Genomic DNA, 18,775 nt, shown 5'->3' on the forward strand with positions numbered 1-18,775 from the left:
TTATGAAAGAAAAGTTGGCTGCCTTCTTTCTTGAAAATAGTGTTCGGCTTTAATCAAATCCTCTTTATTATTTACTCCCATTGCTTCTCTTTCATCAGAAACTACATAACCTACACTCAAGTTATTGTTTGCTGCAATGGGCACTATATCATTAAGACAATATTCATTGGTCGAATTATTGAATTTTATTTCTTTTACTAAGGTAAAGAGATCTTTAGCATATAAAGCCATTATTCCAGAGTTTGCAAGAAGCATTTTATCTCCATTTTTTAGGATTTTTTGAACATTTCCGTAATTATCAATTACTAATCTTCCATATTGTTCATCTTGACTATTGAATCCAAGAAGAACTAAATTATTATACTTTAAACAATCAGTCATTTTCATAACTGTATCGCTAGATATAAAAGGAGTGTCTCCATACTGTATTAAAACTATGTCTTGATCAGATAACTCCTCCAGATTTTCTAGAGCAATTTTAACTGCAGTGCCAGTGCCTGTAATATCTTCTTGAATTATTAGTTTTATATTGTATTGATCGATTATACTTTTTAGAGTATCAAAGTTTTCTAAATCTTTTAGAAGGGAGTTGTTAACAACAATTGATAAGCTTTTTAGACTCAGCGATTTTGCATTAGAAATTATATGTTCTAAAAGAGTAAGATTTCCCACTTGGTGCAACGCTTTTGGATATTCAGAATTCATTCTACTGCTCTTTCCTGCTGCTAATATTATCAAAATTTTACTCATACATAATTCAGGAATTGATTAGGTAGTAAGTTAATTTATAATTAGTAAGATGTAAAGTCCACTTTGATTTTCTAGAGGAAAATAACTACCATCGAACAGACAAAATTCGTTAAATTAGCATCTGTAGTAATTCTTAAGTAAAATTTTAGAAAGAGACGCCCCATAGTTATAATTGAGTGTGTGCTACTTTCAAGTATGGTTTTTATTGATGAAACCTCTTAGACCACTCTGTTTGAAATAAGGTAACTACTGCTTAATTCACCAAAAAGCCTGTAATTAAGTTCTAAAGCGAGTGTGTCCAACCCAATCGATTGTATCTCTTTAGCGTCTGTAATGCCCTTTAAAATTTGAATAAAATGTACTTATACTAATTCTATTAGTATAAAATAAACTTGCACATGATTTTATCGTCATTTTTATTCATTGTAAAGAAAATTTTGTATGAAGGTTTTTTAGAAAACTCACTTGCCCCTCTTAAATGCTCTCAACATCCTGAAAATTTGAATAAAAGTAATTGCTATTTTCAGAAACTTTTTGAAAAATTACCACAAAACATCTAAATCTTTAATAGGCAAGACCGCACCATTTGCTTGTAGATAGTAATGTGTTGGCTTTATTAACTTGTGCTCTACTTTATCTCCTACTGAAACTTTAAATTCCATATCCTGCACACAAAGAAATCCATATTTAGAATTGGTCCCATATCCTGCAGCATTACGAAAGAATTTAATCTGTCCAAGAGTTGCAAGATTATTTATTCTTTCTCTAATATTGCGCTCACTGCCAAGCCCCTCTTCTCCTTCAAAACGCTTTGCAAATTGTCCAGCAGTATAAATATTACCTTGATATGCGCTACTGCGAATTAAATTCAAGATAACCTCATGTTTTCTCATCCGTTCTAAATCCAACTTTTTACTATATTGATCTCTGATTATTGGTTCTGAATTTAAAACTGAATTGTCATGTACAAATGCCCCATTTTTCCAGTAAAGTGTCATTTGCCCGTTATTGCACTGCGAATAGTTAGATTTTTTGCGCGATAAAATTCTCTCATCAGGAGAAGCATTAGCTTTATCTGGTCTAGTCAAATACCAACGAGACCTTACTGTATTATTCCATGCTGTTGAACCGCCTGTGCCAGTTTTACGTATTATTCCCGCATCAGAAGGGTGGGCAAGTAATAAAACAGCTCCTTTTATTGCTTGAGCTATTCGACCACAACAACCTTGAATAAATTGTCTCACATGAGAACGGTCGTTTTCATTTCCTCCAAATAGGTCTGCTGCTGTATCTAATATCACAAGCTTCGGCTGAAACGATTCAATATCCTCAAGTAACTCTTGAAAGTACGTAGTTAATTGACCAGTATCTTTGTTATTAAAAACCATAAGTTGATTATTGTGCCCTGCTCGTGACCATAAGCCAACATTATCCTGAAAATCAGAAGATTCCATACCTGATTGATAAAATTCATTTATTGCGCATTGCCGACGCCAAAGTTCTTCTTCATCATCTTCACAGAACACACCATATGTCTTTATTTTTTCCAGATCTATTCCAAGCCAAGGTTTACCAAAAGCAGCGGCTGTCATTAATTGTTGAGCAAGGAGAGATTTTCCAACACCACCATCACCATAAAGAGCTGTAACACTTCCTACAGGGAGCCAATCCTTAATAACCCACTTTCTTTCTGGAGGGATATTGGTCCAAACTGTAGTATCAATTCTTTTTGACTTTCTTGAAGAATAAGGGCTTTTGTTGTTAAGGATAAATTCTTCAACGTTCATTCCTTCTAGCACACTATCTGCAGCATCCCAAGATTTTGGCTTATCTTGAGGAATCTTGAGAATAGAAAGTGATGCAACTCCAAAACCAGAAAGCTTTTTTGCGGCTTCTTGAGCATAATCTTTTCCAGGATCATCGTTATCTGGCCATATAATAATGTGTTTACCTTTAAGTGGAGTCCAATCAGTTTTCTCAATAGGTGCTTTTGCTCCAAACATTGCTGTTGTTGCAGTGATCCCTTGTTCTATGAGTAGCTCAGCACATTTTTCCCCTTCTACCAATATCACTCTATCAGATTTAGTGATGCCTGGAATGTTATACAGAGGCCTGATCTCAGGTGCAGTAAAGGTAGATTTTTTAGCATCAAATGGTTGATAACTTTTTCCTGAAGCAGTATCATAACGATATTTGCTGGCAATCAACTGATTATCCTGATCGAGATAGTCCCATTGAGTTATTCTCTTTTGCTCTTTAGTAGGTCGCTTGTTACATCCTATCCATTCACTTATCGAAGAAATTACTTCAACAAATTCTATTTTAGCGTTTTTCCCATGTGCAGCTGCCCAAAGATCAATAATGTCACCACCGTCCCCAGTTGCAAAATCAATCCATAATCCGACCTTGCCATACGCTAATTCAACTTTGAGGCTTTTGCCTTTATTACCTTGTACATCACCTATCTGAAATTTGTCACCATGAAAAGTTCCTCTTGGAAATAAATAAGAAAGGCATGATCTGATGTTTAATAATAGTTGTCTTTTTATTTCTTCTACATCAAATTGCTCTAATGGTTCTAAATGTGAGACAGCGTTGTTAAAATCATAATTTAAAGTATTTTTTTCTTTGACATCAGTTAAAAAATCTTGTACCATAGGTTGAAGCTCCTTTTAAAGTTAAGTGTTTGAAAGGTTTTTGAGCAAGGCTGTATTGGTTGCGGTCTTGTTCTCTTATCATGAAGTAAAAAATGCAGTAGGTGGTTCTCTTGGCAAAGCTTGAAAAATATATTAATAAGTGAAGGAAGTTAGTTCAGGTTTATAGTAAAGGTAAGATTGAAGGCTCTTAGGGTTTTCTTTCTTTTAAGACAAAATACTCTAATATAATTCTACAATATTTTCCTCACTATGTCAACTTCCTATTAAATAATCATAATGCTTCTATTTTGTCACATTGATATATTACATATTTATAGTATGTAATATATATTATATATAAGGAAATTTGCCATTTAACATTTTGGTTAAACCTCCACATATACGCAGCTTTGGAGCCGATTGGCAATTTTGCCAAATGAAATTTTATTTGCCATTTGAAATTCTCTTAAGGTATTGATTTTCTTGTATTTCTCTTTGTAAGTTCATCTGGTTATTTGGTAGGTTTGCCAAATGATTTGCATTTTGAAGCTTACTTTAATAAGTAAATATACCTATATGCTAGAAAATTTATAACAGTTGCTTACTGCATAAACTAAGTTCACTTATTAACATAACTCAAGAGATGCTTATATTTCTGTACCATTGACTATAGTATACCGGATCCCTTATCGATCTTTCCGGAAGTGAGGGAAATTTTTCCAAAACACTTTTACTCCTTATTATAAAAACATCTAACTTTAAACTTACACTGTTCCCTTACTATATATGTTCACCAAAATTATAAAAACTGTTCACTTTTTTAAAAAATTTTGCACAATTCCGCTTTCTATTAGCTTTCATACCCCACTAAATGACCTCTTTTCTAAACAATATATACTAGAAATGCAGTCCGAAATATGAATTGCTCTAAAATTTTTTTTATTACGATTTTTCTATTAAACTTTAATAGAGCTTAACGTGTTTACAATATACCCAGGGGAGAGATTTTCCGTCTATAAGAAGTAGCCACAAAATGCATATTAGTAAAGTTATTCATAATAATTATTTGTGAATTAAGCACTTTAGATTCGAGATTACATAGATTTTTGGCAGTTTTAGCCATTTTAGATTGGAAAATGAAATCTCCTAAAAGGAAAAAATCCGGCTATATTAAAGGGTTAAGAGTAATTTAAGTTTGAAATTCAAAAAAACTTCTTAATTGCTTTAAAAGCTAGGATTATAGAGGGTTTTTGAGTGTAGCCCAGTTTTTGGTAAAACCTTATATATTATATATATAATAAATAATAATATATAATAATAGAACATATAGGATATGTACCTTTCATAATACCTACCTAAATATTATTAACGTGCTTAAATGTTTACTTTTTTAACTTTCAAATAACAAGTTAAGCAAAAAAACATGAACTGTAATAAGTTTTAACCTGGTGCTCAACTGAAATGGTTTTCAAAAAGGCTAATATACCGTCCATTTTAATTTTTAACCGAAATATAAAAGTCGTTTTAACCGCGTTTTTAAAGCTACTCATGACTTAGATGAAGGAGAAATTACCCCTTAGTCAAAGAACGCTTGTAACATAGCTTAAAATTGAAATAAATGGCATTACTAAGTATCTCCTACCACAATAAATCTCTTCTTAGCAAAAATACACGTTTAACTCTATCATATCTTTTATTTATTGCAAAGATTTTTTTCACGTGGTAGGAGTGCTGTTGGTGTTCATAGAAATTAAGAGCTACTTAAAAAGATACAAAAAAAGGGAGGGGACAAAAAAGCACTACCCTTAAAATGAGTTTAAATGCTATCTATAGAGTTGTTTGTAGTTAAAGCAATAGGAGGCTACCTGTCCTTGTAAAGATATTCTAGCAGGTTTCTTCTCCTTCCTTTCTCAATTCTTTTGCTTATCTCTATTTAAAGTTAAAATATAAAGAACTCTTATTATTATAACAACTATTTTAATGAATTTAATTAACTAATTTTGACAATTTTGAAATTTATTTAAACTTTTTTGAAAAATTTCCGGAAAAAGTAGTAAGAAATCCGGTATATATAATAGAAGGGCATTGTTTCAACGAGGTAGATGCGCTTTAAGTACGAGAGCTTCAAGAAAATGTCAATCCTACCACTAACAAACATTTAGTAGAAAGGAAATTTGGTAAGCTTGAGAATTTATATTTTTTTAGATGAGATAAAAACTTCGTTTTAAAGCTAGATGTGATTTTATAGATTAACAATAGAAATTCACCAAAGAACGCACGTGGTACCCTTTAAAACTTAATTAAATGGCATTATCAGTAACCTTACTACTATAGAACAAACCTGTATATAAGTCTAATACGATTTTTGTACTTTGCAAATAAAAAAAATTGAACAGTTTTCGTAATTTTGGTGAATATATATAATAAGAAAACAACTTTCTGCAGTAGCACATAATTCTCGTTGTTGGCCTACAAAAACCTATGAATTTCTAGTGTGTTTTGTAGAAACCAGACGATATTTTGGAGTAAGTGCTACTTGTAATTTTAATAATAGCAAATGTCAACCCTAACACTAGATCTAGGCAAACAAACGGGCTGGGCAATTCTTACAGATGGAGTAATTGAAAGTGGAAGCAAAAGCTTTCATGGTAGCCGGTTTAGTGGAGGTGGAATGTGTTTCTTAAACTTTCGTAATTGGCTTAATTCTTTGAAAGACATTTCTGCAGTGTATTTTGAGGAAGTAAGAAGACACTTAGGAACTGATGCAGCGCATTGCTACGGCGGTTTTCTTGCCGTTCTCTCTGCCTGGTGTGAGGAGAACAGTATTCCCTACCAAGGTGTTAATGTTAAAACTATAAAACGCTTTATAGCAGGCAAAGGTAATGCAAGTAAGAGTGAAGTTATTGAAGCGATACGTGAAAAAAGTTTTTCACCTAGAGATGATAATGAGGCCGATGCTTTGGCATTAATGTTCTATGTTAGTAAAGATTTTAACATATTAAAAATACCATAAAAGTGGGTCCTTTCGGCCATACTGGCTGGTTTGGTGGGTTGGACCTCAGGCCTTTTCTAGTGTTAGACATATTTTGAATATTAACTTTTTAATTATTAAGATATGAATTTAGCAATCCACTACTATCCTGTTGAAAACCTCGTCGAATATAAGCGTAATCCTCGTAAAAATGATGACGTAGTAAACAGAATGTGTGCTTCAATCAGGGAATTTGGCTTTCGTATTCCAATAGTTGCAAAAAGCGATGGTACTGTGGTTGATGGTCATTTAAGACTCAAAGCAGCAAGAAAACTTGGTATGGAGAGTATTCCAGTAGTCCTCAGTGATAATTTAAATGAATCACAAACCAAAGCTTTTCGGTTACTGGCCAATCAATCAGCTAATTGGGCAAAGTGGGACGATGATCTTTTGAGAGTGGAAATTCAAGAATTAGAAGATTTGCAGTTTGACCTTAAAATGACTGGATTTGAATTGGAAAAAGTTCAACATTTCCTTGATGATTTAGATAGTGAAAAAGAAGATTTTTCTGACTTGGTTGGTGATGAAAAAAGGGTAGAAATAACAAAACCAGGTGATCTTTGGATTTTAGGTGATCATCGAATCTATTGTGGTGATAGCTCTGTAGTTGAATCATATAAAGCGCTGTTAGATGATAAAATGGCAGACATTACTGTTTGTGATCCTCCATATAACGTTGATTATGGTAGCAGTCAAGAAAGAGAGGATAAAAAGATACTAAACGATAATCAAGGTGAAAAGTATGAGCTTTTTCTCTATGATATTTGTACTCATATTTTAGCATACACTAAAGGTGCAATTTACATCTGTGCATCATCATCAGAGTTTTCAACGTTGCAAAAAGCATTTGAGGAAGCGGGAGGAAAATGGTCAACTTTTATCATTTGGGCGAAGAATCACTTTACGCTAGGAAGATCAGATTATCAAAGACAATACGAAGCAATGCTCTATGGATGGAAAAGCGGCAATAAACGTGAGTGGCATGGAGGTAGAAATCAAAGTGATCTGTGGTTTTATGATAAGCCAACGCACAATACACTACATCCAACGATGAAGCCAGTAGAGCTAATGGAGAGAGCAATAGTAAACAGCAGCAGACCAGGAGACATAGTACTTGATCCATTTAGTGGTTCTGGTAGCACACTAATTGCATGTGAAAGAACAGGAAGAATTTGCAGAACAATAGAGCTAGATTCAAAATTTGTAGATGTAACCATAAAACGTTGGCAAATATACACAGGTAGGAAGGCAATTCTTTCTGGTACTGACAAAACTTTTGCACAAATTCAAGAAGAAAAACAGCAATAAAGGGGCAAAAAAAGTGGAAAAGATTACACAAACGGAATGGGCAAAAGAACTAGGAGTTTCAAAGCAATATGTCTGTTATTTAGTAAAAAAAGGAATAGTTGAGTTGGAGGATGGTTTGATCAATAGAGAACAAGCAAATGAAGCAGTAGCGGCAATAAGAGATCCAAGTCAGCCACTGAGGAGGAAAAATCCAGAAAACGAAAATACAAGTAACCTTTCCACGATGTTGCTAAAAACTAGAATAAAAAATGAAATGGAACGAGGTAAACTTCTTGAGGCAAAAGCTAAGGCTGAGATAGGAGAACTTGTCTCAGTAGAAGAAGTAGAAACTGAAGCATTTAATGTAGCAAGAGTTGTCCGTAATAATTTGCTTAATATTCCAAATAGGGTTTCAGCGCTACTTGCATCACTGAGTGATACTGAAAAGATTCATATGGCGCTAACTGAAGAGATTACAAACTCATTACAAGAATTATCTAATACTAAATTTCAAATATAAAAAAGATTTTGAATATAAAATGGCTAAGTTTAGAGTTAATAAAGTGTCTAATCAATCAACCAGGATTAGATGTTAATGTTAGAGGATTAAATGGAAAAACCCCACTACATTGCGCTATAGAATTTGACGAATTAAGTATGGTAGATCTGTTACTCACGAAAAAGAACATTAATCCTTTTATAGAAGATAATGATGGTAAAACATCTCTTGATTACGCCAAAGAAGGGAAAAAAGCAGAAATATTACAAGCGCTAATCAACAATAAATACGGATCAGAGCAAGATAGTTTACTTCATTTAGCTGCAATGATAGGTGAAGTTAATGCAGTTAGATATTTGATAGGAAAAGGTGTTGACGTTAATGTACGAAATGCTCTGCATCATACGCCATTACATCTAGCAGCAGGCATAGGACATGCAGAAGTTGTAAAGATTTTGATAAGAGAAGGAAATGCTGAAATTGATGTCTTTGATGCACGGAATCAGACACCAATGCACTATGCAGTTAATAACAAAAAATTGGAGATAGTAAAGTTACTGCTAAAGCTTGGAGCAGATGTAAATAGCACGCGCATGGGACAAAACTCAATGAAATTGTTACCTATTCATATAGCTGTAAGTAATACTAATTACGATGAAAGAGATCTGTGTTTGGATATCCTCAAATGCTTAATAAGGGAGCCTAATGCTCAAGTCAATTTGCAAGACTACGAAAATAAAACACCACTACATTACGCTGAAAGACTTAAAACAATAGAGGTCTTACTAACGCGAGAAGATATAGATCCATTGGTAAAAGACGATAGTGGCAAAACACCATTTGATTACGCTAAACCTGAGATAAAGAAGGCTTTGGTGAGTAATAAATACGGTTCTGAGAAGAATAGTCTACTCCATTTAGCTGCACAAATGGGAGAAGTTGAGCTTGTAGAGTCTATTTTAAAAGAAGAAATTGATATTGATATTTCAAATAATAAAGGTCTATCACCGATTTATCTTGCTGCGGAAAAAGGGCATTTACATGTAGTAAAGTTATTGCTGAAAAAAGGAGCAAATTATACACCTGTTCTGCACTTAGCAATCAAGTCAAATAATTTAGAATTGCTAAAAACTTTATTTAAAGAAAAGAGCATCAAATTACCAGATGAGATAGGCAAGTCTGTACCAGTTTATTATAGGTGTATAGAACATAGAGATGCAAAAGTAAGAAAATACAACAATGTGATCTGTGTTTTTACATCAGTAAGTGCAGTAGCAATAGCGGTATGTATAGGGTTAACAGCAACAACAATAAGCAGTGCAATCATTTTTGCAACAGTAACAGGAGTATTTGCGCTTGTTATAGCAATAATGATAAGTGAGATGAGTAAAAGATATATAGAAAACGAATTTCAGAAAAAGATGTTTATGGAATTGGAGGAGTGTGGAGGAATAAACTCTACTGTTAACAATATTGAGATAGAACCAATTATGAGTAGATGCAGACAATGATATACGCTAGAGCTTTTTCTGAAGGTTTAAGACCAGATCCCCAGCTTAAAGTATCAGAGTGGGCGAATGAGTATCGAGTTTTAGCAGCAACTGCAGCATCAGAGCCAGGTAAATGGAGAACAGAGAGAACTCCTTATTTAAAAGAAATCATGGATTCACTATCTCCGTCCTCACCAGCAGAAAAAGTAGTATTCATGAAAGGAGCACAGATTGGAGGAACAGAAGCAGGAAATAATTGGATTGGCTATATCATCGATCAAACGCCAGGGCCAATGCTAGTAGTACAGCCGACAGTTGAAATGGGAAAGCGTTGGTCAAAAGGAAGATTTGCACCACTGATTGAAAGTACACCATGTTTAAAAAGTAAAGTAAAAGACCCAAGGTCAAGAGACTCAGGCAATACTGTACAAAGTAAGGAATTTCCAGGTGGAATAGTAGTAATAACCGGAGCAAATAGCAGTGTAGCACTGAGATCTATGCCAGTAAAATATCTCTTTCTTGATGAAATAGATGCCTATCCAGGAGATTCAGGAGGAGAAGGAGATCCAGTACTGCTTAGTATTGCTCGAACTAATACATTTGCACGGAGAAAGATTTTTTTAGTATCAACACCAACGATTCATGGAATAAGCAGAATTGAGAAAGAATTTGAAGCAACAGATAAGAGATATTTTTTTGTACCATGTCCACATTGTAATTACTATCAAGTTCTGAAATGGTCACAAATTAAATGGGAAAACAACGACTCAAGAACAGCACATTATGTCTGCACTGAATGTAGCAGTAAAATAGAAAATCATCAAAAGACAGAGATGCTTGAGCGTGGAGAATGGAGGCCTACTAATAGAGTAAAAGGTGAGAAAAAAGGATTTCATCTTTCAAGTCTTTATAGTCCAGTTGGCTGGTATAGTTGGCAACAAGCAGTAGAGGACTTTCTCCATGCAAAGGAAAGCGAACAATTACTGAAAGTTTGGATAAATACAACGCTTGGAGAAACTTGGGTAGATAAAGGAGAAGTACCAGACTGGAAGCAATTATTTAATAGAAGAGAATTTTTTCCCGTAGGCACAGTACCTAGGAGAGAAGTGGTACTTACTGCAGGAGTAGATGTACAAAAAGATCGTCTAGAGGTGGAAGTTGTAGCATGGGGAAAAAGTCGTGAAAATTGGTCAATAGACTATCGAGTATTTGAAGGAGATACAGGAGGTGGAGAAGTATGGAAAAAACTTTCGGAGTTACTCAATCATCATTTTATTGGTGAAAATGGGTTTGAATATATGATAAGTATGATGGCAGTGGATGCAGGGTATGCAACGCAAGAAGTATACAACTGGGTAAGAGGTCATCAAGGATCTGGAAGAGTAATGGCAGTCAAAGGTGTAAATAAAGCCCTAGTGCCACTTAGCAGCCCAAGTAGAGTTGATATAACAGTTGGTGGTCAAAAGCTAAAAAGGGGAATAAAGCTCTGGCCAGTAGGAGTATCGATATTAAAGTCAGAGCTTTTTCAGCTACTTAATATTTTAAAAGAAGAAGAGAAAGTGCCAGCAGGATATTGTCATTTTCCTGAGTATGCACCTGAATATTTTAAGCAGTTAACGGCAGAGCAATTAGTCAGTAAGGTAGTAAAAGGATACACCAAACAGGAGTGGCAAAAGGTAAGAGAAAGAAATGAAGTACTAGATTGCCGAATTTATGCAAGAGCTGCATCGATAGCACTGGGAATAGACAGATGGCCAGAGAGTAAATGGAATAGTTTAAGTGAAAAACCGGAAAATAAAAAATCAAAGAAAATAGTCAAAAGCAAATGGATCAGCAAGCAATAAATGTATAACGAAGATTATTTAATTCAAGTTGAACAAGCAATAAAGAAGCTTCAGAGTGGCGAAAGAGTGGTATCAATTGCATATGGTGACCATGTTGTGAGATATGCTGAAGTTCAGATAAATGATTTGCTCAGCCTCAGACAACGCATCAAAGGTGAACTAAAGATTGCTGGAATGAAGCCTAAACGAAAGATTATTTTTGCAACAAATAAAGGAGTTATATGAGGGAAAATTTTCTGAGAAAAGTTGTAAAAGAGGAATATTCTGAATTTTTAGAGCAATTAAAAACTTTCATAAAACTATGGGAGAATAGAGAGAGTTCAGTAAATGGAATAATAGATTTGTCACATTGGCAAGAAAATGTGGATTTTGAGTTAGCTAAAGAGAGTGGTATAGTTGGAGTAATTCATAAGGCAACGCAAGGAACAGAGTACATAGATTCAAAATACAAAGAAAGAAGAAAAGAAGCTGAAGACTTGGGTCTATTATGGGGTTCATATCATTTCGGTGTAGGGGAAGATGGAAAGGATCAAGCAAATCACTTTTTGAATACAGTGGGTGAAACTAAAAATACAATTGTTGTGCTTGATATTGAAGAGAACGAAAGTGGAAAAAATATAGAACCAAAACAAGCAGAAGATTTTGTTAAAAAAATTCAAGAAGAAACAGGGCGTTTACCTTTAGTGTATGGAGGTGCTAATTTTTTGAAAGATTTTGCCACACCAATTTTGACAAAATGTCCATTATGGATAGCAAGCTGGAGAAAAGAACTCACATTACCAAAAGGCTGGAATGATTGGATTTTATGGCAATATACTGACGGTAAAATAGGTCCAGAGCCAGATGAAGTAAGTGGAATTGGAAAATGTGACAGAAATAAATTTAACGGAACTTTGAAAGAATTAAGAGAATTTTGGTTAGTATGATGCTGAAAAAATTCAAACAACTATTTAGCAAGCCAAAAATCAAAAGTTCAGCCTGGGATGCAGCAGGGTCAGGAAGAAGGGTAATGTATTGGCAAGGAGAAGCAGGAAGCATAAATAATTTACTCTCTCAAAGCCTTGAGCACCTGCGTAGTCGCTCTCGAGATATGGTAAGGAAAAATCCATATGCGGCAAATATCATTGATACAATAGTAAGTAACTCTATTGGAACAGGAATAAAACCGCAATCAAAAGCAAGAGATGGAGAATTTCGAAAGAAGGTGCAAGAATTATGGCTAAGATGGACAGATGAAGCAGACAGTAGCGGGGTAAGTGATTTTTATGGATTACAAGCTCTAGTATGCAGAAGTATGATAGAGGGAGGAGAATGTTTTGTACGTTTAAGAACGAGAAAGCTGGAAGATAGATTTTCTGTGCCATTACAACTGCAAGTACTTGAGTCTGAACATCTAGATAATAAAACAAATCAAACTTTAGGAAATGGTAATGTAATAAGAAACGGGATTGAGTTCAATAGACTTGGGCAAAGAGAAGCATATTACCTATTTAAAGAACACCCAGGTGAAGGTTCATTTGGAGAATCAGTTAGAGTACCGGCAAATGATGTTTTACATATCTACAAACCTTTAAGACCTGGCCAGATAAGAGGAGAGCCGTGGCTTTCTAGTATACTTCTGAAACTTTATGAGCTTGATCAATATGATGATGCAGAATTAGTGAGAAAAAAGACAGCAGCAATGTTTGCAGGGTTTATTACAAGACTTGATCCTGAAGCAAATATTTTAGGAGAAAGTGAAAGTAATGAGCAAGGAGTAGCATTATCAGGTTTAGAGCCAGGAACAATGCAGCTTTTAGACCCAGGAGAAGATATAAAATTTTCAGAGCCGTCAGATGTAGGAGGAAGTTATGAAGCGTTTATGAGACAGCAACTCAGGGCAATAGCAATAGGTACAGGGATAACATATGAACAGCTAACAGGAGATTTAACAGGCGTTAATTATTCATCCATTCGAGCAGGGCTGATAGAGTTTCGCAGAAGGTGTGCAATGTTGCAGCATAACGTGATAGTGTTCCAGTTTTGTAGACCTATTTGGAATAGATGGCTAGAGTTAGCAGTACTTTGTGGAGAACTGAGTATAGATGAAAAAGTAGTAAAAGCAGCGAAAGAAGAAGTAAAATGGATACCACAGGGATTTGATTGGGTAGATCCACTGAAAGATCAGCAAGCACAGTAAATGGCAGTAAGAAATGGCTTCAAGAGCCGCTCAGAAGTAGTATCAGAAATGGGTTACGATGTAGAAGAAATTGACCAAGAAATAGCAGAAGATCAAAAGCGTGCTAATTCTTTTGGACTTTGTTTCGATTCTGACGTTAATCATAAAAGGGAAGGAAGGTGATGTGGATAAATAAGCCAATAATGGTAGAGAGAAGAAGCTTTGAACTACTATCATTATATAACAGCAAACAACCTATCTTTAAGAACTTAAAGCATTTTCATATAAACCCAAAAGGAATAGCAATAATACGTATTTATGGAGTTTTGACAAAAAAAACAGAAGCTTTTGATCATATTTTAGATATGACTTCGTATGAAAATATTCATGAAGAGATAGAGAGTGCTTTAGAAGATAAAAGCATAGAGACGATTCTACTTGACATAGACAGTCCAGGAGGGGAAGTAAACGGTGTATTTGACCTGGCTGATTTTATTTACGAATCAAGAGCAAAAAAAAGGATTATTGCGATGGCCAATGATGATGCATACTCTGCTGCATATGCTATAGCCTCTAGCGCTGAGAAGGTATTTGTGAGCAGAACTTCTGGTGTTGGCAGTATTGGAGTAATAGCAAGCCACATAGATCAAAGTGGGTTTGATGAAAAGCAAGGTATTAAGTACACCACAATCTTTGCTGGTAGTCGAAAGAATGATTTAAACCCGCATGAGCCAATGACGTCTGAAAGTTTAGAAAGCTTACAAAAAGAAGTAGGACGACTATATGAAATGTTTTTGCAGCTAATAGCAAGGAACAGAGGTCTTTCAATTGAAAAGATTCGATCAACAGAAGCAGGTCTATATTTTGGCGAGAAAGCAGTAGAAATAGGTCTTGCAGATGGAGTTACAACATTTTTTGAATTTATCAATAATCATAAAAGTAGGAGTGTTAGTATGACAACTATTGAGGAGAACTGTCGTAGAGAAATTTTAGAGATAATAAGATTATGTAATATATCAAAGATGCCAGAAAAGATAGGAGAATTTATTGAGCAAGGCGTAAGTATTGAGCAAGCCAGGGAAGTTTTAATGGAGTTACTTGCAGAGCAAACGAAGAAGACAGAAATACTAAGTGCAATACCACAGAATTCAGGAGAAGAGTTGATGATGCAGGTAGCGAAAAGTCGTGCGCAATCAAACATTTAAAGTATGTGTATAACCGCCGTGTATAACAACCACAAATATGGCGGTAAAAAAATAAAAAAAGGAGAAAAGGAAATATGACATGTATAACCGAACAAAATAATCTAGGTGACTTATTAAAGTATGAGGCATCAAGTCTATATTCAAGAGATCAGATAACAGTAGCCAAGGGGCAAAATCTGAAGCTAGGAACAGTTATTAGTCGTGATAAAGACAACATGATTAGGATAATCAATCCAACTGCCACAGATGGGACACAAACGGCGATAGGAGTGATAGCAAGCGATGTAAACGCAAAGGAAAATAGTAATAGTAAAGGAGTAATTATTGCTCGCGGTGCAATGCTAGCAGATCATGCAGTTGTATGGCCAGCAAATATCACTGAAGAGCAGAAAGCTGCAGCAATAAAGCAACTTGAAGCACAAGGGATCATTATCCGCAAGGGAGTTTAAAAAACTATTAAAACATATATAAGGGGGAAAAGAAAGAATGCAAAATCCATTTACAAATACAGCATTTAGCATGACAGCACTAACAAATGCAATGAATATATTGCCGATAAATTATGGACGAGTTGAAAATTTAAATTTGTTTCCAAGTAGGTCAGTAAGATTTAGACATATTACCATAGAAGAACACAACGGAGTTTTAAGTCTATTGCCAACACAAGTTCCAGGAGCACCAGCAACAATAGGAAAACGTGGCAAAAGAAAGGTAAGAACATTTACGGTTCCACATATTCCACATGATGATGTAGTCCTGCCAGAAGAAGTGCAAGGAATAAGGGCATTTGGATCAGAGAGTGAACTGAAAGCGCTGGCAGATGTAATAACTGACCATTTGCAGCTAATGAGAAATAAACATGCAATAACGTTGGAGCATTTGCGAATGGGAGCGCTGAAAGGAATAATTTTAGATGCTGATGGGTCAGAATTACTAAATCTGTACAACGAATTTGAAATAACACCAAAAGTAGTAAATTTTGCACTAGGAACAGCAACAACAGATGTAAAGCGTAAGTGTCTGGAAGTACTCCGGCATATAGAAGATAATCTAAGTGGTGAATATATGACCGGAATTCATGCCTTGGTAAGCCCTGAGTTTTTTGATGCATTAACTTCGCATAGTAAAGTGAAAGAAGCATATGAAAGATGGCAAGAAGGAGCAGCGCTAAGGAATGATATGAGGTCAGGATTTACATTCTGTGGAATAACATTTGAGGAATATAGAGGGCAAGCAACTGATCCTGAAGGAACGGTGAGAAGATTTATAGAAAGAGATACAGGGCACTGTTTTCCAGTAGGAACAGCAAGTACATTTACAACATATTTTGCACCAGCAGACTTTAATGAAACAGTAAATACTCTTGGACAGCCACTCTATGCAAAACAAGAGCCAAGGAGATTTGATAGAGGAACAGATTTACATACACAGTCAAATCCTCTGCCAATGTGCCATAGACCTGGCGTATTAGTAAAAGTCGCTATAGCATAACATACTGGTAGAGTAACAAGTTGGTGAGGCACAGAACGACTCTACCGGTATGCGCTTTCTTAGCATGTAAAGGTTAGTATATCAAAAAGAAATATGCAAGAGAATATTAAGCGATTATTAGAAGATTGTTTTGCCCATTTAGGAGAAGTAGCTTTGTATGAGTCGAAAAATAAGGCGTACATGGTACAAGTATTAAAGCAAGAGCCAGATAAATTATACGAGATTGGTGAAGGACAATTTGTGGAAGAAACTTTAGCGTTAGAAGTAAGTGCGTTTGATGGTGCGTCCAGAGAAGGTAAGTATGTTCAGTAGGAGTCAAACCTACCAGGATAAGAGTCGGAGTCCTGTAGCTTGGGTAGCAGTATGGAGGGAAACCAAGATACTGAAGCCTACCGACAACGTTATCGTAAGGATAAAGGCGAGTTATCGGGCCATAACGGAAGTGAACACATAGGTGGCCTCGAAAACACAGTACTGAAGGCCGAACCAGCCGTCAAATGGTGAAGGCAGTACAGAAGGTTGAAAAACGACTGATACAACTGTTCTACTTCAGCGGGGTGATAGTGATGGCACGATAACAAGGACATACAAAACAACTGGAGAAGCCCTCCTCATCCCAAGGAGAAATATCTTGGAGAGGTAGGTTCTATAACTGGAAACAGGAAATGAACCGAAGATGAAAGGGTGGCGGATGGGTGCGTAGTAGCGAAGAAGTGAGGTAATGCTCATGGAGCAAAGGTACCCTACTAGTAGAAATCTTTTAACAAAAGGGAGGTAAAGGTAAAATGATAAAAATGCCAATAAAATTACAAGACCTGAGAAGAAAGATATATACCAAAGCGAAGGCAGAACCGGAATGGCGATTCTGGGGAATCTATGTTCATGTTTGCAAAATGGAAACACTGAAAGAAGCCTACAAGCTAACAAAGAGGAGTAATGGGGCACCAGGAATTGACAGAGTGACATTCGAATTGATAGAAGCAGAAGGCTTAGAAAAGTATCTCCAACAAATAAGATATGAACTAATAACCAAGACCTATAGCCCAAATAGGAACCGGAGAAAGGAAATACCAAAAGCTGGGGGAAAACTCAGAGCATTGAACATACCCTGCATCCGTGATAGAATAGTGCAAAGTGCACTAAAGCTAATAATTGAACCAATATTCGAATCTGACTTTCAGGACGGATCATATGGATATAGACCTAAGAGAAAAGCGCATGAAGCAATAAAAAGGGTAGAGAAAGCAGCAATCAAAGACAATACAAAAGCTATTGACATAGATCTGAAATCCTACTTTGATAATGTGCGACATCATATTCTTATGGAAAAGATTGCCAAGAGAATAAATGATAAAGAAATCATGCACTTGATCAAGCTAATCCTCAAGATGGGAGGAAAACGAGGAATAGCGCAAGGATCAACGATTTCGCCGTTATTGAGCAATATATACCTCAATGAGGTAGATAAAATGCTAGAGAAAGCAAAAGAGGTGACCAAAGAAGGAAAATATCAACATATAGAATACGCAAGATGGGCAGACGATTTAGTAATACTGATAGATAGACACCCAAAATGGGAATGGCTGGAAAAGTCAGTATACAAAAGGTTACAAGAGGAATTAGCAAAAATAGAAGTAGAAGTAAATGAAGAAAAGACAAAAGTTGTTAACCTAAAAGAAGGGGAAAAGTTCAGCTTTCTAGGATTCAATTTTCGAGAGAAAATTACAAAACAAGGAAAATGGACGGTAGAAACAACACCACAGATGAAAGCACGAACAAACCTACTTCACAAGTTGAAGGAAGTATTTCGTTGGCATAAATCGCAACCAATAGAGAGAGTGATTCATATCATTAATCCGATATTGAGAGGGTGGATAAACTATTTTAGGATTGGAAACTCAAGTCGAAGCTTTCACTACGTGAAGCATTGGGTAGAGAAGAAAATAAGACGCAATTTAATGAAAGCCAGAAAAGCAAGAAAAGGATTTGGCTGGAAGAGGTGGAGTAGAGAATGGATATATAAAACCCTGGGTCTATATTCGGACTACAGAATAAGATATTACATTCCGAAAGCATCACCAGCACAATATGTTATAAATTTTGGTAAAGAATCTACTAGGAAAGCGTAGTGCGGGAAAACTGCATGCTGCGTTTGATGAGGCGGGAGCTGGAAACGTGAATATGGGAATTTTGGATTGAGGCCCAACATGAAAATAATGGATCAGCCACCAAACCCTAAAGAGGCGCGCCAGTTCTCGACCCTACTGTTAAAGCCAATTGTAGGAGATGTTTTTGTTATAGGTGATCGAAGATATAAAGTACACTCACCGCCACTTAGAGACAAGTCTGGAATAACGTGGAAAATAAAAGCGTCTGGGGTGTAA

The 18,775-nt window shown here is 35.6% G+C and carries 14 protein-coding genes and 2 pseudogenes; 14 read left to right on the plus strand and 2 right to left on the minus strand.

Annotation, left to right across the window (positions count from 1 at the left end):
- Both AAGD65_RS02975 and AAGD65_RS02980 read right to left on the minus strand, forming a co-directional pair.
- The gene (locus AAGD65_RS02975; protein ID WP_262986641.1) at positions 1-750 is read right to left on the minus strand and encodes an NTP transferase domain-containing protein; all 750 of its coding nucleotides are present in this window, start codon (positions 748-750) and stop codon (positions 1-3) included.
- A 542-nt stretch (positions 751-1,292) separates the two neighbouring features.
- Positions 1,293-3,407 (minus strand): AAA family ATPase, encoded by a 2,115-nt coding sequence (locus AAGD65_RS02980; RefSeq protein ID WP_264684993.1) that lies wholly within the window; start codon positions 3,405-3,407, stop codon positions 1,293-1,295.
- Positions 3,408-5,943: 2,536 nt separating this feature from the next.
- Here AAGD65_RS02980 and AAGD65_RS02985 point away from each other — a divergent pair.
- The 14 genes and pseudogenes from AAGD65_RS02985 (at position 5,944) to AAGD65_RS03050 (ending at position 18,775) form a co-directional block, all read left to right on the plus strand.
- Positions 5,944-6,399 (plus strand): crossover junction endodeoxyribonuclease RuvC, encoded by a 456-nt coding sequence (locus AAGD65_RS02985; RefSeq protein ID WP_264376376.1) that lies wholly within the window; start codon positions 5,944-5,946, stop codon positions 6,397-6,399.
- Between the two features lie 102 nt (positions 6,400-6,501).
- On the plus strand, positions 6,502-7,725 hold the full coding sequence (locus AAGD65_RS02990) for a DNA modification methylase (RefSeq protein ID WP_264376377.1): 1,224 nt from the start codon (positions 6,502-6,504) through the stop codon (positions 7,723-7,725).
- 13 nt (positions 7,726-7,738) lie between these two features.
- Positions 7,739-8,224, plus strand: coding sequence for a hypothetical protein (locus tag AAGD65_RS02995; protein WP_264376378.1), 486 nt, complete (start codon positions 7,739-7,741; stop codon positions 8,222-8,224).
- 14 nt (positions 8,225-8,238) lie between these two features.
- A complete protein-coding gene (locus AAGD65_RS03000; RefSeq protein WP_405197572.1) occupies positions 8,239-9,714 on the plus strand; it encodes an ankyrin repeat domain-containing protein in 1,476 nt (491 codons plus the stop codon).
- Positions 9,711-11,537, plus strand: coding sequence for a phage terminase large subunit family protein (locus tag AAGD65_RS03005; RefSeq protein ID WP_264376380.1), 1,827 nt, complete (start codon positions 9,711-9,713; stop codon positions 11,535-11,537). Before AAGD65_RS03000 ends, AAGD65_RS03005 begins: the two co-directional genes overlap by 4 nt.
- The gene (locus tag AAGD65_RS03010) at positions 11,538-11,762 is read left to right on the plus strand and encodes a gpW family head-tail joining protein (protein ID WP_114517459.1); all 225 of its coding nucleotides are present in this window, start codon (positions 11,538-11,540) and stop codon (positions 11,760-11,762) included.
- Positions 11,759-12,463 carry a glycoside hydrolase family 25 protein gene (locus AAGD65_RS03015; protein WP_264376381.1) on the plus strand — a complete coding sequence of 235 codons (705 nt, stop codon included), beginning with the start codon at positions 11,759-11,761 and terminating at the stop codon, positions 12,461-12,463. The genes AAGD65_RS03010 and AAGD65_RS03015 overlap by 4 nt, the downstream gene beginning before the upstream one ends.
- Positions 12,460-13,878 (plus strand): annotated as a pseudogene (locus AAGD65_RS03020) (phage portal protein). The gene AAGD65_RS03015 and the pseudogene AAGD65_RS03020 overlap by 4 nt, the downstream one beginning before the upstream one ends.
- Entirely contained in the window at positions 13,878-14,900 is a 1,023-nt protein-coding gene (locus tag AAGD65_RS03025; protein WP_264376382.1) for a S49 family peptidase, read from the plus strand. Before AAGD65_RS03020 ends, AAGD65_RS03025 begins: the two are co-directional and overlap by 1 nt.
- A 74-nt stretch (positions 14,901-14,974) precedes the next feature.
- Positions 14,975-15,349: a head decoration protein gene (locus AAGD65_RS03030; RefSeq protein ID WP_264375771.1), complete on the plus strand. Its 375-nt coding sequence runs from the start codon at positions 14,975-14,977 to the stop codon at positions 15,347-15,349.
- 37 nt (positions 15,350-15,386) lie between these two features.
- A complete protein-coding gene (locus AAGD65_RS03035; RefSeq protein ID WP_264376269.1) occupies positions 15,387-16,391 on the plus strand; it encodes a major capsid protein in 1,005 nt (334 codons plus the stop codon).
- 93 nt (positions 16,392-16,484) lie between these two features.
- Positions 16,485-16,670 (plus strand): annotated as a pseudogene (locus AAGD65_RS03040) (hypothetical protein); the annotation flags it as partial.
- Between the two features lie 506 nt (positions 16,671-17,176).
- On the plus strand, positions 17,177-18,520 hold the full coding sequence (ltrA, locus tag AAGD65_RS03045) for a group II intron reverse transcriptase/maturase (protein WP_264374788.1): 1,344 nt from the start codon (positions 17,177-17,179) through the stop codon (positions 18,518-18,520).
- A 78-nt stretch (positions 18,521-18,598) separates the two neighbouring features.
- On the plus strand, positions 18,599-18,775 hold the full coding sequence (locus AAGD65_RS03050; protein WP_264376337.1) for a hypothetical protein: 177 nt from the start codon (positions 18,599-18,601) through the stop codon (positions 18,773-18,775).

Origin of the sequence: Wolbachia endosymbiont (group B) of Chesias legatella (assembly GCF_964026945.1) — a bacterium.
Classification (GTDB): domain Bacteria; phylum Pseudomonadota; class Alphaproteobacteria; order Rickettsiales; family Anaplasmataceae; genus Wolbachia.